General features: G+C 63.1%; 14 protein-coding genes. 12 read left to right on the top strand and 2 right to left on the bottom strand.

All coding sequences use genetic code 11. The annotated features are described in order from the left end of the window. The 5 genes from minE (at position 1) to APH35_RS08240 (ending at position 4,917) form a co-directional block, all read left to right on the top strand. Entirely contained in the window at positions 1 to 255 is a 255-nt protein-coding gene (gene minE, locus APH35_RS08255) for a cell division topological specificity factor MinE (protein WP_003252572.1), read from the top strand. A 149-nt stretch (positions 256 to 404) separates the two neighbouring features. After that, positions 405 to 1,040, top strand: a complete 636-nt coding sequence (locus APH35_RS08250; protein ID WP_060492597.1) for an RluA family pseudouridine synthase — start codon at positions 405 to 407, stop codon at positions 1,038 to 1,040. A gap of 107 nt (positions 1,041 to 1,147) precedes the next feature. Further along, positions 1,148 to 2,437, top strand: coding sequence for a M18 family aminopeptidase (locus APH35_RS08245; protein WP_060492598.1), 1,290 nt, complete (start codon positions 1,148 to 1,150; stop codon positions 2,435 to 2,437). A gap of 114 nt (positions 2,438 to 2,551) precedes the next feature. Then, positions 2,552 to 2,719, top strand: a complete 168-nt coding sequence (locus APH35_RS28970; protein WP_012271002.1) for a hypothetical protein — start codon at positions 2,552 to 2,554, stop codon at positions 2,717 to 2,719. Positions 2,720 to 2,763: 44 nt separating this feature from the next. After that, positions 2,764 to 4,917 carry a mechanosensitive ion channel family protein gene (locus tag APH35_RS08240; protein ID WP_012271001.1) on the top strand — a complete coding sequence of 718 codons (2,154 nt, stop codon included), beginning with the start codon at positions 2,764 to 2,766 and terminating at the stop codon, positions 4,915 to 4,917. Between the two features lie 6 nt (positions 4,918 to 4,923). On the opposite strand, the gene APH35_RS08235 is transcribed toward APH35_RS08240, so the two are convergent. Further along, positions 4,924 to 5,637 (bottom strand): UTRA domain-containing protein, encoded by a 714-nt coding sequence (locus APH35_RS08235; protein ID WP_060514533.1) that lies wholly within the window; start codon positions 5,635 to 5,637, stop codon positions 4,924 to 4,926. A gap of 328 nt (positions 5,638 to 5,965) precedes the next feature. Between APH35_RS08235 and APH35_RS08230 the strand changes: the two genes are divergently transcribed. The 6 genes from APH35_RS08230 (at position 5,966) to APH35_RS08205 (ending at position 11,267) form a co-directional block, all read left to right on the top strand. Next, positions 5,966 to 7,024, top strand: coding sequence for an ABC transporter substrate-binding protein (locus tag APH35_RS08230; RefSeq protein WP_012270999.1), 1,059 nt, complete (start codon positions 5,966 to 5,968; stop codon positions 7,022 to 7,024). Between the two features lie 157 nt (positions 7,025 to 7,181). Beyond that, on the top strand, positions 7,182 to 7,988 hold the full coding sequence (locus tag APH35_RS08225; protein ID WP_012270998.1) for an alkaline phosphatase family protein: 807 nt from the start codon (positions 7,182 to 7,184) through the stop codon (positions 7,986 to 7,988). Continuing rightward, entirely contained in the window at positions 7,985 to 8,824 is an 840-nt protein-coding gene (locus APH35_RS08220; RefSeq protein WP_012270997.1) for an ABC transporter permease, read from the top strand. Before APH35_RS08225 ends, APH35_RS08220 begins: the two co-directional genes overlap by 4 nt. After that, positions 8,814 to 9,608: an ABC transporter permease gene (locus tag APH35_RS08215; RefSeq protein ID WP_012270996.1), complete on the top strand. Its 795-nt coding sequence runs from the start codon at positions 8,814 to 8,816 to the stop codon at positions 9,606 to 9,608. The genes APH35_RS08220 and APH35_RS08215 overlap by 11 nt, the downstream gene beginning before the upstream one ends. A gap of 1 nt (position 9,609) precedes the next feature. Beyond that, positions 9,610 to 10,599: an ABC transporter ATP-binding protein gene (locus tag APH35_RS08210; protein ID WP_060492599.1), complete on the top strand. Its 990-nt coding sequence runs from the start codon at positions 9,610 to 9,612 to the stop codon at positions 10,597 to 10,599. A 14-nt stretch (positions 10,600 to 10,613) separates the two neighbouring features. Continuing rightward, the gene (locus APH35_RS08205; protein ID WP_060514532.1) at positions 10,614 to 11,267 is read left to right on the top strand and encodes an HAD family hydrolase; all 654 of its coding nucleotides are present in this window, start codon (positions 10,614 to 10,616) and stop codon (positions 11,265 to 11,267) included. A gap of 103 nt (positions 11,268 to 11,370) precedes the next feature. Here the strand turns inward: APH35_RS08205 and APH35_RS08200 are convergent, their stop codons facing one another. Beyond that, positions 11,371 to 12,333, bottom strand: coding sequence for an NAD(P)H-quinone oxidoreductase (locus APH35_RS08200; protein ID WP_060492600.1), 963 nt, complete (start codon positions 12,331 to 12,333; stop codon positions 11,371 to 11,373). 140 nt (positions 12,334 to 12,473) lie between these two features. Here APH35_RS08200 and APH35_RS08195 point away from each other — a divergent pair, with 140 nt between their 5' ends. After that, positions 12,474 to 14,555 (top strand): carboxy terminal-processing peptidase, encoded by a 2,082-nt coding sequence (locus APH35_RS08195; RefSeq protein ID WP_171577290.1) that lies wholly within the window; start codon positions 12,474 to 12,476, stop codon positions 14,553 to 14,555. Positions 14,556 to 14,639: the final 84 nt, after the last annotated feature.

Genomic DNA, 14,639 nt, shown 5'->3' with positions numbered 1-14,639 from the left:
ATGAACCTTTTTGACTTCTTTCGTGGCAGACAGAAACAGACCAGCGCGTCGGTAGCGAAAGAGCGTCTACAGATCATCGTGGCGCACGAGCGCGGCCAACGCAGCGAGCCGGACTACCTGCCGGCGCTGCAGAAAGAACTGCTGGAGGTGATCCGCAAGTATGTGAACATCGGCAACGATGACGTGCATATCGAGCTGGAAAACCAGGGCAGCTGCTCGATTCTGGAGCTGAACATCACCCTGCCGGATCGCTGATCAGGCTAAAAGCTGGGGCTGCGTTGCAGCCTTTCGCGACACAAGGCCGCTCCCACAAGGGTTATGCACTCCCCTGTGGGAGCGGCCTTGTGTCGCGAAAGGGCTGCAAAGCGGCCCCAGCGTTTTCTGCTACTTTCGTGAGAACTGCAATGCCGCTGTCGAATGTCCAGATCCTCTTCGAAGACGCCGCCATCCTGGTGATCAACAAGCCGACCCTGCTGCTGTCGGTGCCCGGCCGCGCCGAGGACAACAAGGACTGCCTGATCACCCGCCTGCAGGAAAACGGCTACCCCGACGCACTGATCGTGCACCGTCTGGACTGGGAAACCTCCGGCATCATCCTGCTGGCCCGCGATGCCGACAGCCACCGCGAGCTGTCGCGCCAGTTCCACGACCGCGAAACCGAAAAAGCCTACACCGCCCTGTGCTGGGGCCAACCCGCGCTGGACAGCGGCAGTATCGACCTGCCGCTGCGCTACGACCCGCCAACCAAGCCACGGCATGTGGTGGACCACGAGCAGGGCAAGCATGCCCTGACGTTCTGGCGCATCGTCGAGCGCTGCGGCGACTACTGCCGTGTGGAGCTGACGCCGATTACCGGGCGTTCGCACCAGCTGCGCGTGCACATGCTGTCCATCGGCCACCCGCTGCTGGGTGACCGGCTGTATGCCAACCCCGAAGCGCTGGCGGCCCATGAACGGTTGTGCCTGCATGCGTCGATGCTGAGCTTTACCCACCCGGTCTCGGGGGAGCGGTTGAAGTTCGAGTGCCCTGCACCCTTCTGATTTTTGGCTGGCTGTTCCGGCCTCTTCGCGGGCTTGCCCGCGAAGAGGCAGACACAAATTGTCGACATTCTGCGCTAAACTCGCGCCACTGCTGTCTGGAGTGAGCTATGCGCGACGCACTGAATACTGGCCTTATCGACTTCCTCAAGGCCTCCCCCACGCCCTTCCACGCCACCGCCAGCCTGGCCCAGCGCCTCGAGGCTGCCGGCTACCAGCGCCTGGACGAACGCGACAGTTGGGCCACCGTGCCTGGCGGCCGTTATTACGTCACCCGTAACGACTCTTCGATCATCGCCATCAAGTTGGGCAAGCAGGCCCCACTGTTGAACGGCATCCGCATGGTCGGCGCCCACACCGACAGCCCGTGCCTGCGGGTCAAGCCACAGCCCGAACTGCAGCGCCAGGGCTTCCTGCAACTGGGCGTGGAAGTGTATGGCGGTGCCTTGCTGGCGCCGTGGTTCGACCGCGACCTGTCGCTGGCCGGACGCGTCACCTATCGCCGTGACGGCAAAGTCGAAAGCCAGCTGATCGACTTCAAGCTGCCGATCGCGATCATCCCCAACCTGGCCATTCACCTGAACCGCACCGCCAATGAAGGCTGGGCGATCAACCCACAGAACGAGCTGCCGCCCATCCTGGCCCAGGTCGCCGGTGACGAACGTATCGACTTCCGCGCCCTGCTCACCGAGCAACTGGCCCGTGAGCACGAGCTGATCGCCGACGTGGTCCTGGACTACGAGCTGAGCTTCTACGACACCCAGGACGCCGCGCTGATTGGCCTGCACGGCGACTTCATCGCTGGCGCCCGCCTGGACAACCTGCTGTCGTGCTATGCCGGCCTGCAGGCCCTCTTGGCCGCTGACAGCGACGAAACCTGCGTGCTGGTGTGCAACGACCACGAAGAAGTCGGCAGTTGCTCGGCCTGCGGTGCCGACGGCCCGATGCTGGAGCAGACCCTGCAGCGCCTGCTGCCCGATGGCGACGCCTACGTGCGCACCGTCCAGCGCTCGCTGATGGTGTCGGCCGACAATGCCCATGGTGTGCACCCCAACTACGCCGACAAGCACGACGGTAACCACGGGCCCAAGCTCAATGCCGGCCCAGTGATCAAGGTGAACAACAACCAGCGTTACGCCACCAACAGCGAAACCGCCGGCTTCTTCCGCCACCTGTGCATGGCCGAGGAAGTACCGGTGCAAAGCTTCGTGGTGCGCAGCGACATGGGCTGCGGCTCGACCATCGGGCCGATTACCGCCAGCCACCTGGGCGTGCGCACGGTGGATATCGGTTTGCCTACCTTTGCCATGCATTCCATTCGCGAGCTGTGTGGCAGCCACGACCTGGCGCACCTGGTGAAGGTACTGACCGCCTTCTACCGTAGCCGCGAATTGCCTTGATGCAGGCAGGTGCAAGCAGGCCCGGGCCTGCTTACACCTGCTCAAGGTCAATCCCGCCTCGCTTGCCAAGCGCTATGCTTGTTACATGGCCCCACTGCATAAGGATTGCTGTCCATGTCCCCGTTCCTGTCCCTGTTCGTGCCGGTGTTCCTGTTCCTGCTGCTGCTGACCATCGGCTTCAGCATGCGCGAGCGCAATATCGGTGTGCTCATGATGTGGATCGGCACTTTGGGGATCTTCGGCCTCACCTGCTGGAAGATCCTCGAGAAACTGCCGACATAAACCTCTACACTCGGTCAATCGTTTGACCTGAGGTAGATTTGCCTGTGCCTGCCCTCCTGCGTTACCTGTTCCTGCTGCTTGTGCTGTTCATCACCCCGGTACAGGCGGCGGGCCTGCCCGGCCTGTTGGGCGGCAGTGCGCCCGCGCAACCGGAGGCCACCGAGCCGCTGGGCAAGTCGCTGGACGAGGTGATCAAAAACCTTGAAAACGATCAGCAACGGGCCAAGTTGCTGGCCGACCTGAAAAAGCTGCGCGACGCCACGAAGCAATCGCAACCCAGCGTCGAGCAAGGCGTGCTCGGCCTGATAGGCGGCGCCCTGCATGACTTTGAGAAACAGTTCAGCGGCGATGCCAGCCCGTTCCACCGCTGGGCCGCGGAAATCGAACAAGCCCAGGCCGAGCTGAGCGAGCTGATGGTGCCGGTGCACCAGTGGCCTGCGATCCTGTTCGGCTTTGCTGCAGTGATTGCCGTGTGGAGCGTGCTGGCCTACGCCTTCAACTGGGTCGGTCACCGGGTACGCCTGCGCTTTGGCCTGAGTGAAGAACTGCCACAGCACCCGCGCACCTGGGACCTGGTGCGCTTCGCCCTGCGCAAGCTCGGCCCCTGGCTGGTGGCGCTGGTGTTCACCGTATACCTGAGCTTCGTGCTGCCACCGTCGCTGGGCAAATCGCTGGCGATGGTGTTGGCCTACGCGCTGGTGGTCGGTACCTGCTTCTCGGCCATCTGTGTCATCGCCTTCTCGCTGCTGGACGGCCCACACCGCCACCGCGCCCTGCACATCCTGCGGCACAAGGCGTTCCGCCCACTGTGGCTGATCGGCAGTTTCGCCGCCTTTGGCGAGGCAATGAGCGACCCACGCATGCTGGTGGCCCTCGGTACCCACCTGGCCCACGCCCTGGCCACCCTGGCCAACGTGGTTGCAGCACTGTGCACCGGGCTGTTCATCCTGCGCTTTCGCCGCCCGATCGCCCACCTGATCCGCAACCAGCCACTGTCGCGGCGCCTGACCCGCCGCACCCTCAGCGACACCATCGAGATCCTCGGCAGCTTCTGGTTCATCCCGGCGCTGATCCTGGTGGCCATTTCGCTGTTCGCCACCTTCGTCTCCGCCGGTGACACCAGCACCGCCCTGCGCCAGTCGCTGATGTGCACGGTGCTGGTGGTGGTGTGCATGGTGCTCAACGGCCTGGTTCGCCGCCACGCCGCCAACCCCAAACGCGCCAACAAACGCCAGGCGGTGTACACAGAGCGCCTGCGCAACTTCGGCTATTTGCTGGTGCACCTGTTCATCTGGCTGGTGTTCATCGAACTGGGCCTGCGCGTGTGGGGCGTGTCGATGATCAGCTTCGCCGAAGGCGACGGCCACGACATCAGCCTGCGCCTGCTGGGCCTGGCGGGCACGCTGATCGTCGCCTGGCTGGTGTGGATCCTGGCCGACACCGCCGTACACCATGCCCTGGTGCGCTCGCGCCGGGGGCTGGCCAATGCCCGCGCGCAAACCATGATGCCGCTGATCCGCAACGTGATGTTCGTGATCATCTTCATCATTGCGGTGATCGTCGCCCTGGCCAACATGGGCATGAACGTCACACCGCTGCTGGCCGGTGCCGGTGTCATCGGCCTGGCCATCGGTTTTGGCGCGCAGTCGCTGGTGGCCGACCTGATCACCGGTCTGTTCATCATCATCGAAGACTCGCTGGCCATCGACGACTACGTGGATGTCGGCGGGCACCTGGGCACGGTGGAGGGGCTGACCATTCGTACCGTGCGCCTGCGCGATATCGACGGCATCGTGCATACCATCCCGTTCAGCGAAATCAAGAGCATCAAGAACTACTCGCGGGAGTTCGGCTACGCGATCTTCCGCGTGGCCATCCCGCACAGCATGAACATCGACCAGGCGATCACGCTGATTCGGGAAGTGGGGCAAAAACTGCGCAATGACCCGCTGATGCGCCGCAACATCTGGTCGCCGCTGGAGCTGCAGGGGGTGGAGAGCTTCGAGTCGGGTTCGGCAATCTTGCGGGCACGCTTCAAGACCGCACCGATCAAGCAATGGGAAGTGTCGCGGGCGTTCAACCTGGCGCTCAAGCGGCAGCTGGATGAGGCGGGGCTGGATCTGGCGACGCCGCGGCTATCGGTGCAGGTGGTGACGGCCGGTGGAGGAACAGTCGCAGACTCCGGTTCCTCCAGTTAAGGCGTCCTAGCCAGCCAGGGCGCGGATGCGGATGGCATCATGCCGCCAGTACTCCAGGTCACAGTCGATCAGGTGCCCGTACTGGTCGCTGTTGACCCGAGTGATGTGCAACCCCGGGCTACCCACCGACACCTTCAACGCCCCCGCCGCCTCCACCGGCAACGCCGTCGGCAAAATTTCAAAGCACACCTGCCCATACTCGATGCCATACACTCGCCCATAAATCTCCGTCAGCGACTGCGCCAGATCCTGTTCGAGAATCTCCGGAAAATACCGGGGGTTGAGGTAGTGCTCGGCATACAGCACCGCCCGCCCGTCAATCCGCCGCAAGCGGCAGATAAGCACCACGCTGGACAACGCCGGCAACTGCAAGCGCGCGCAGATGGCCGCCGAAGCCGGCTGCAGCCGCGCCGACAGCAGTTCGGTACTGGCCACCCGACCCTGCTCGCGCACCATGGCATGGAAGTGACTGCGCTCGATCAGGTCGTAGGTCAACCGCTCGGGCGCGACAAACCAGCCGCGGCGCTCTTCGCGGTAGATCAAGCCCTGGGCCTCCAGCTGGGCTAGCGCCTCGCGCAGGGTGATACGCGTGGTGTCGAACACCTCGCTGAGCCGGCGCTCGGCCGGCAGCTTGCCGCCCGGCGCCAACAGGCCGTGCTCGATCTGCTCCTGCAGGGCATGGCAGATGGCTGTTACCGCTCGCGGTGGCATCGGCTGCATCAAGGGTTACCTATCTGGACTATTCCAGCCCCAGAACAGGGCATTTGGAGAATAGTGCAAGCCTAGGCAGGGCTGATGAACATCCTGTGACAAGGTTGCGCCCAGAGCACTGCCAGAATCGGGCCAGCCCAGCAAAACCGGGGCTGCGCCATGGTCTACGCTGTATTGCCAGGAGCCCTCGGCCACCTGCGCGGGCCCTTCCCTACATCAAACTGTCACGCAAGCGGCCTACCTTGGCTCAAGGTTTGCTGACCTAGACCAAAGGTTCCAGGCAACGGTTTCACTCATAACAACGATCGGTAAAAGGCACCCACCCAAGGAGCTACGGATGAAAAAGTTGTTCATGGCGTCACTGCTCGGCTCTGCCATCGCGTTCTGCACCTCGGCCATGGCCGCGGACCTCAAGGCCCTGGAAGATGCCGCCCGCAAGGAAGGCACGGTCAACAGCGTGGGCATGCCCGATGCCTGGGCCAACTGGAAAGGCACCTGGGAAGACCTGGCCAGCAAGTACGGCCTCAAGCACAGCGACACCGACATGAGTTCGGCGCAGGAGATCGCCAAGTTCGAAGCCGAGAAGGACAACGCCAGCGCCGACATCGGCGACGTGGGTGCCGCCTTCGGCCCGATCGCAGTGACCAAGGGCGTCAGCCAGCCCTACAAGCCAAGCACCTGGGACCAGGTGCCGGAGTGGGCCAAGGACAAGGACGGCCACTGGGCACTGGCCTATACCGGCACCATCGCCTTCATCATCAACAAAGACCTGGTCAAGGAAGGCGAACGCCCGACGTCCTGGCATGACCTGGAAAAAGGCAAGTACAAGGTCGCCATCGGCGACGTCGGCACCGCCGCCCAGGCCGCCAACGGCGTGCTGGCCGCGGCCATTGCCTACAAGGGCGACGAGAGCAACGTGGCGCCGGGCCTGCAGCTGTTCACCAAGCTGGCCCAGCAGAAGCGCCTGTCGCTGGCCAACCCGACTATCCAGACGTTGGAAAAGGGCGAAGTGGAAGTTGGCGTGGTGTGGGACTTCAACGGCCTGAGCTACCGTGAACAGATCGACCCCAAACGTTTTGAGGTGCTGATCCCGTCGGACGGTTCGGTGATTTCCGGCTATACCACGGTCATCAACAAGTACGCCAAGCACCCCAATGCGGCCAAGCTGACCCGCGAGTACATCTTCAGCGACGCCGGGCAGATCAACCTGGCCAAGGGGCATGCGCGGCCGATCCGTGCCGAGCACCTGAAGCTGCCAGCGGATGTGCAAGCCAAGTTGCTGCCTAACGAGCAGTACGGTGCTGCCCAGCCGATCAAGAACGCCGAAGCCTGGGAAGCCACCTCGAAGAAACTGCCGCAGATGTGGCAGGAGCAAGTGATCATCGAAATGGAGTAAGGCAGGACCATCCTGGGGCTGCTGCGCAGCCCATCGCGACGCAAGGCCGCTCCTACAGGGCCCGCGTCGCCCCAGAGGTTTTCGCTGTCCCTGTGGGAGCGGCCTTGTGTCGCGAATGGAGGGCGAAGCCCTCCCCGGTTCCTTTGCGGAGTATTGAATGAGCCACAACGTCATCCTGGTCCTGCTGGACGGCCTCAACTACCAGGTCGCTCACCACGCCATGGGCCACCTGCACGCTTACGTCGAGGCCGACCGCGCCGCGCTATACCGGGTGGAATGCGAGCTGCCGTCGCTGTCGCGGCCGCTGTACGAATGCATCCTCACCGGCGTGCCGCCGATCGACAGCGGCATCGTGCACAACAACATCAACCGCCTGTCCAACCAGCGCAGCGTGTTCCACTACGCCCGCGAGGCCAACCTGGGCACCGCAGCCGCGGCCTATCACTGGATGAGCGAACTGTACAACCGCTCGCCCTTCGACCCGCAGCGCGACCGCCACACCCATGCGCCCAAGCTGCCGATCCAGCACGGGCTGTTCTACTGGGACGACCGTTACCCCGACTCGCACCTGCTGGCCGACGGTGAGTACCTGCGCCGCCGTCACGCCCCCAACTTCCTGCTGGTGCACCCGATGAGCGTTGACGACATCGGCCACCGTCACGGCCTGGACAGCAGCCAGTACCGCAACGCTGCGCGCAGCGTGGATATTTTGCTGGCCGACTACCTGCCAGGTTGGCTCGAAGAGGGCTATCAGGTATTGGTTACCGCCGACCATGGCATGAACAACGACCGCTCGCACAACGGCCTGCTGGCCGAGGAGCGCGAAGTGCCGCTGTTCGTGTTTGGCGACGCCTTCAGCCTGGACCCGGCCGCCAAACCGCTGCAGACCGAGCTGTGCGGCACCATCTGCGAGCTGCTGGGCGCCGCGCACGACAAAACAGTTTGCCGGGAGTTGCTGAAGTGAATGGCGGCGCCCGTGGCCGCTACCTGGCCCTGCTCTGCCTGCTGCCGTTCGCCGTCTTCTTCGTCATCTTCCAGGTCGCCCCGCTGGCCTGGGTGGCGACCAACAGCCTGCAATCGGACGCCGGCTGGGGCATCGACAACTTCAGCAAGGTATTCGCCTCGAAGTTTTACCTGCAGGCATTGCAACGCAGCCTGGAAATCAGCTTCTGGTCGAGCCTGTTCGGCATCGTCATCGCCACCCTCGGCGCCTATTCACTGCGCCGGGTGGACTCGAAGCTGCGCGACTTCGTCAGTGCCTTCGCCAACATGACCAGCAACTTTGCCGGGGTGCCGCTGGCCTTCGCCTTCATCATCCTGCTGGGTTTCAACGGCGCACTGACCCTGCTGCTGAAGCAGGTCGGCCTGCTGGAAGACTTCAGCATCTATTCCAAGAGCGGGCTGATCCTGGTGTACACCTACTTCCAGATCCCGCTGGGCGTATTGCTGCTGTACCCCGCCTTCGACGCGCTGCGTGAAGACTGGCGCGAGTCGGCCGCACTGCTGGGCGCCAACCACTGGCAGTACTGGCGGCACATCGGCCTGCCGGTGCTGACCCCGGCACTGCTGGGCACGTTCGTCATCCTGCTGGCCAACGCCCTCGGTGCCTACGCCACCGTGTACGCACTGACCACGGGTAATTTCAACGTACTGCCGATCCGTATCGCCGGCCTGGTGGCCGGCGATATCAGCCTCGACCCGAACCTGGCCAGCGCCCTGGCCATGGTGCTGGTGGGGCTGATGACGCTGGTCACGGTGGTGCATCAATGGCTGCTGAAGAGGAGCTACCATGCGCGCTGACGCCCTTTCCGGCGGCTGGTACCATCGCGTGGTGGTGTACCTGCTGTTCCTGATCCTGCTGCTGCCATTGGCCGGCACCCTGCTCTACTCGCTGGCCACCAGTTGGTCGGCCAGCCTGCTGCCCAGTGGCCTGACCCTGAAATGGTATGCGGCATTGTGGAGCGAGCCGCGCTTTCTGGCAGCCTTCGGCCAGTCACTGCTGGTGTGCGTGGGCGCGCTGTTGCTGTCGGTGGTGCTGATATTGCCGCTGCTGTTCGTGGTGCACTACCACTTCCCCAAACTCGACGCACTGATGAACATCCTCATCCTGCTGCCCTTCGCGGTACCGCCGGTGGTGTCGTCGGTGGGGTTGCTGCAACTGTACGGCAGCGGGCCGATGGCCATGGTCGGCACACCGTGGATCCTGATCGGCTGCTACTTCACCATCGCGCTGCCGTTCATGTACCGAGCCATTACCAACAACCTGCAGGCCATCAACCTGCGCGACCTGATGGACGCCGCGCAGCTGCTCGGCGCCAGCACCTGGCAGGCAGCACTGCTGGTGGTGCTGCCCAACCTACGCAAGGGCTTGATGGTGGCGTTGCTGCTGTCGTTCTCGTTCCTGTTCGGCGAATTCGTATTCGCCAACCTGCTGGTCGGCACCCGCTACGAGACCCTGCAGGTGTACCTGAACAACATGCGCAACAGCAGCGGCCACTTCAACAGCGCACTGGTGATCTCCTACTTCGCCTTCGTGCTGATACTGACCTGGGTCGCCAACCGCCTGAACAAGGACAAGACCTGACATGAGCTTCGTCAGCGTACAGAAACTGCAGAAGAGCTACGCCGGCAGCCCGGTATTCGAGAACATCGACTGCCACATCGAACGCGGCGAGTTCGTCACCTTGCTGGGCCCGTCCGGCTGCGGCAAATCCACCCTGCTGCGCTGCATCGCCGGGCTGACCCCGGTGGACAGCGGGCAGATCCTCCTCGACGGCCACGACATCGTGCCGCTAAGCCCGCAAAAACGTGGCATCGGCATGGTGTTCCAAAGCTACGCACTGTTCCCCAACATGACCGTGGAGCAGAACGTCGCCTTTGGCCTGCGCATGCAGAAAGTCAAAACCGACGAAAGCCAGCTGCGAGTGCGCGAGGCCCTGGAGCTGGTTGAGCTGGGCACATTCGCCGGGCGCTACCCGCACCAGTTGTCTGGCGGCCAGTGCCAACGCGTGGCCCTGGCCCGCTCGCTGGTCACCCGCCCGCGCCTGCTGCTGCTCGACGAGCCGCTGTCGGCACTGGATGCGCGTATCCGCAAGCACCTGCGCGAGCAGATTCGCGCCATCCAGCGCGAGCTGGGGCTGACCACCATCTTCGTCACCCACGACCAGGAAGAGGCGCTGACCCTGTCCGACCGCATCTTCCTGATGAACCAGGGCCGCATCGTCCAGAGTGGTGATGCCGAAACTCTGTACACAGCGCCTGTGGACCTGTTTGCCGCCGGCTTCATCGGCAACTACAACCTGCTCGACGCCGACAGCGCCAGCCGCCTGCTGCAGCGCCCGGTGGCCAGCCGCCTGGCGATCCGCCCGGAGTCGATCACCCTGGGCGTGAACGGCGAACTAGACGCAGAAGTGCGTAGCCACAGCCTGCTGGGCAACGTGATTCGCTACCGCGTAAAGGTGCGCGAAGTGGAGCTGGTGGTCGATGTACTCAACCGCTCGCCGGCAGACCTGCACGCGGACGGAAAACGGGTAAGCTTGTCGATCGACCCCACGGCGCTGCGGGAAGTGGCCTAAGGAGACTCAACACAATGGCACTGGCAATTTTCGATCTGGACGAAACCCTTATCCACGGCGACTGCGCGTCGCTGTGGAGCGAGCAGATGGCCCGGCTGGGCTGGGTCGACGGCAAGGATTTCCTGCGCCGCGACCATGAACTGATGGAAGCCTACGGCAAGGGCCACCTGCAGATGGAGGACTACATGGCCTTCAGCCTGGAGCCGATTGCCGGGCGTACCCTGGAAGAAGTCGAGCACCTGGTGGAGCCGTGGGTGGAAGACGTGATCGAACCGATCATCTATGGCGACGCCTGCCGCTGCATTGCCGAACACCGCAAGCGTGGCGATCGCATTCTGATCATTTCTGCTTCGGGGACGCACCTGGTGGGGCCGATTGCGGCGCGGCTGGGGGTGGACGAGTACCTGGCAATCGAGCTGGAGGCGGTGAATGGGGTGTATACCGGCAAAACCCGAGGGGTGCTGACCTACCGCGAGGGCAAGATCACCCGGCTGCTGGAGTGGTTGGATCAGGAGCAGGAAAATCTGGAGGGGGCGAGTTTCTATTCCGACTCACGCAATGACCTGCCGTTGTTACTGAAGGTGGACCATCCGCATGTGGTGAACCCCGATGCGGTATTGCGTGAACATGCCCAGACCAATGGCTGGCCGATCCTGAGCTGGACCTGAAAGTACTTCATTGCCTGTTCTGGCCTCTTCGCGGGTGAACCCGCTTCCACGAAAGGGTGCGATCCCTGTGGGAGCGGGGTACCCGCGAAGGGGCCAGGCCTGCTTACACCAGGCTCGCGTCGATCACCATCACCAGCTTTCCTGACACCTGATTGGTCTCAAGCTCGGCATACGCCGCCTGGGCAAACTCCACCGGGTAGGTATCGACCAGCTGCGGCGACAAGCGCCCTTCGGCAAACAGCGGCCACACCTGCTGCTGCAACTCACTCAGCAGTTCGGCCTTGAAGCCGTCATCACGGTTACGCAGCGTGGAGCCGGTAATCTCCAGGCGCTTGCCCAGCACCTGCGCCAGGTCCAGCTCGAACTTGCGCCCGCCCATCAGGCCGATGATCACCCAGCGCCCGTCACGGGCCAGCAGCTTCAGGTTGAGCTCACCGTAGCTGGCGCCCACCGGGTCGAGAATCACGTCGAACGGGCCAAAACCTTCCAGCGCGTCCAGGTTCTCGTTACGTACCACACCACCCGCGGCACCCAGCGCTTGGCAATAAGCCAGGCGGTCCTGCGAACCGACGCTGACCCACACCGGGCTGCCAAACGCCTTGCACAGCTGGATGGCGGCCGAGCCAACGCCACTGGCACCGGCGTGCACCAACACCTTCTCGCCAGCCTTCACAGCACCGAGCTGGAAGATGTTCAGCCAGGCGGTGGCATACACCTCCGGCAACGCCGCTGCTTCCTGCAGGCTCAGGCCTTCGGGCACCGGCAGTACGTGACGGGCATCGACCACCACTTCCTCGGCCATCGCGCCGCTGGCCAGCAGCGCGCAAACGCGGTCGCCCACCCGCCAATCGGCACCCGCACCTACCTCTTCAACCACCCCGGCACACTCCAGGCCCATGTACGGGCTGGCCCCTGGTGGTGGCGGGTACAAACCTTTCATCTGCAGCAGATCAGCGCGGTTCAGCCCCGCTGCGGCCACGCGAATGCGCACTTGGCCCGCGTCACAGGCCGGGCGTTCGGCCTCGACCCACTCCACATGTCCGTCAACGCCTTGCAATGCCTTCACAGTGCCTCCATAGTTGAATCATGACTGGGCCTGGGGAACGCACACCCCAGGCTTTTTGCAGTATTTGCCCGGTTCCATGGAACCGGCAACGGAAAAGACGGCCTACTATGCGTGATCAATTGCCTCCACGTCGAATCAGCATGAAGCATTTCCTCCCAAGCACCGCCCTCGCTGTCATGATCGGCCTGGGCAGCCTCACGCTCGGCGGCAATGCGGCGGCCGCCAACAAGTGGGACAGCCTGCAACCGGACCGCGACGAGATCGTCGCCAGCCTCAACGTGGTGGAATTGCTCAAGCGCCACCACTACAGCAAGCCCCCACTGGACGATGCCCGCTCGGTCATCATCTACGACAGCTACATCAAGCTGCTGGACCCGGCGCGCAGCTACTTCACCGCTGCCGACATCGCCGAGTTCGACAAGTGGAAAACGCAATTCGACGATTTCCTCAAGAGCGGTAACCTGGACCCAGGCTTCACCATCTACAAACGCTACCTCGACCGCGTCAAGCAACGCCTGGACTTCGCCCTGGCCGAGCTGAACAAAGGCGTGGACAAGATCGACTTCACCACCAAGGAAACCTTGCTGATCGACCGCAAGGACGCACCGTGGATGAAGGACCAGGCCGAGCTCGACGACCTGTGGCGCAAGCGCGTGAAAGACGAAGTGCTGCGCCAGAAAATCGCCGGCAAGGAACCCAAGCAGATCCAGGAAACCCTGACCAAGCGCTACAAGAACCAGCTGGCGCGCCTGGACCAGACCCGTGCCGAGGATATCTTCCAGGCCTACATCAACACCTTCGCCCAGTCCTACGACCCGCACACCAACTACCTGTCGCCGGACAACGCCGAAAACTTCGACATCAACATGAGCCTGTCGCTCGAAGGCATCGGCGCGGTGCTGCAAAGCGACAACGACCAGGTCAAGATTGTGCGCCTGGTGCCGGCAGGCCCGGCCGCCAAGACCAAGCAAGTGGCCCCGGCCGACAAGATCATCGGCGTGGCCCAGGGCAACAAGGAAATGGTCGACGTGGTCGGCTGGCGCCTGGACGAAGTGGTCAAGCTGATCCGCGGCCCGAAAGGTTCGGTGGTGCGCCTGGAAATCATCCCGGCCAGCAACGCGCCTAGCGACCAGACCAGCAAGATCGTTTCGATCACCCGTGAAGCGGTGAAGCTTGAAGAGCAGGCAGCGAAAAAGTCGGTGCTCAAGCTCAAGCAGGACGGGCGTGACTACAAGCTGGGCATCATCGAGATCCCGGCCTTCTACCTGGACTTCAAGGCCTACCGTGCAGGTGACCCGGAGTACAAGAGCACCACGCGTGACGTGAAAAAACTGCTCACCGAACTGCAGAAGGAAAAAGTCGACGGCGTGGTCATCGACCTGCGCAACAACGGCGGCGGCTCGTTGCAGGAAGCCACTGAGCTGACCAGCCTGTTCATCGAGAAAGGCCCGACCGTGCTGGTGCGCAACAGCGATGGCCGCGTCGACGTGCTGGAAGACGAAAACCCAGGTGCCTTCTACAAAGGCCCGCTGGCGCTGCTGGTGAACCGGCTGTCGGCCTCGGCTTCGGAGATCTTCGCCGGCGCCATGCAGGACTACCACCGCGCACTGATCATCGGTGGCCAGACCTTCGGCAAAGGCACCGTGCAGACCATCCAGCCACTCAACCATGGCGAACTGAAGCTGACCCTGGCCAAGTTCTACCGGGTTTCTGGGCAAAGCACCCAGCACCAAGGCGTGCTGCCGGACATCGACTACCCGTCGATCATCGACACCAAGGAAATCGGCGAGAGCGCGCTGCCCGAAGCCATGCCGTGGGACACCATTCGCCCGGCGATCAGGCCGGCGTCCGACCCGTTCAAGCCGTTCCTGGCCCAGCTCAAGGCGCAGCATGAAGCACGCAGTGACAAGGATGCCGAGTTCACCTACATCCGCGACCGGCTGGCCCTGACCCAGAAGCTGATGAATGAAAAAACCGTCAGCCTCAACGAACAGGAACGCCGTGCACGCCATGATGAAATCGAGGCCAAGCAACTGGCGCTGGAAAACGTCCGCCGCAAGGCCAAGGGTGAAGAGCCGCTGAAAGAGCTGAAGAAAGAGGATGAAGACGCGCTGCCGGCCGAAGATGAAAACACCAAGCCGGAAGACGACGCCTACCTGTCGGAAACCGGTCGCATCCTGATCGACTACCTCAGCGCCAGCACCAAGGTGGCCAAGAAGTAAGGCAACGCGGCAATGATGGCAAATTAATGTGACCTGTCATCAAACAGTCATCGCGCTGTCGTGAAATACGAGGGCCGGGCATGC

Source organism: Pseudomonas sp. NBRC 111132, assembly GCF_001320565.1.
GTDB lineage: Bacteria > Pseudomonadota > Gammaproteobacteria > Pseudomonadales > Pseudomonadaceae > Aquipseudomonas > Aquipseudomonas putida_P.
Note: the sequence above shows the minus strand (reverse complement) of the source record. Positions and strands in the feature narration are given on the sequence as shown.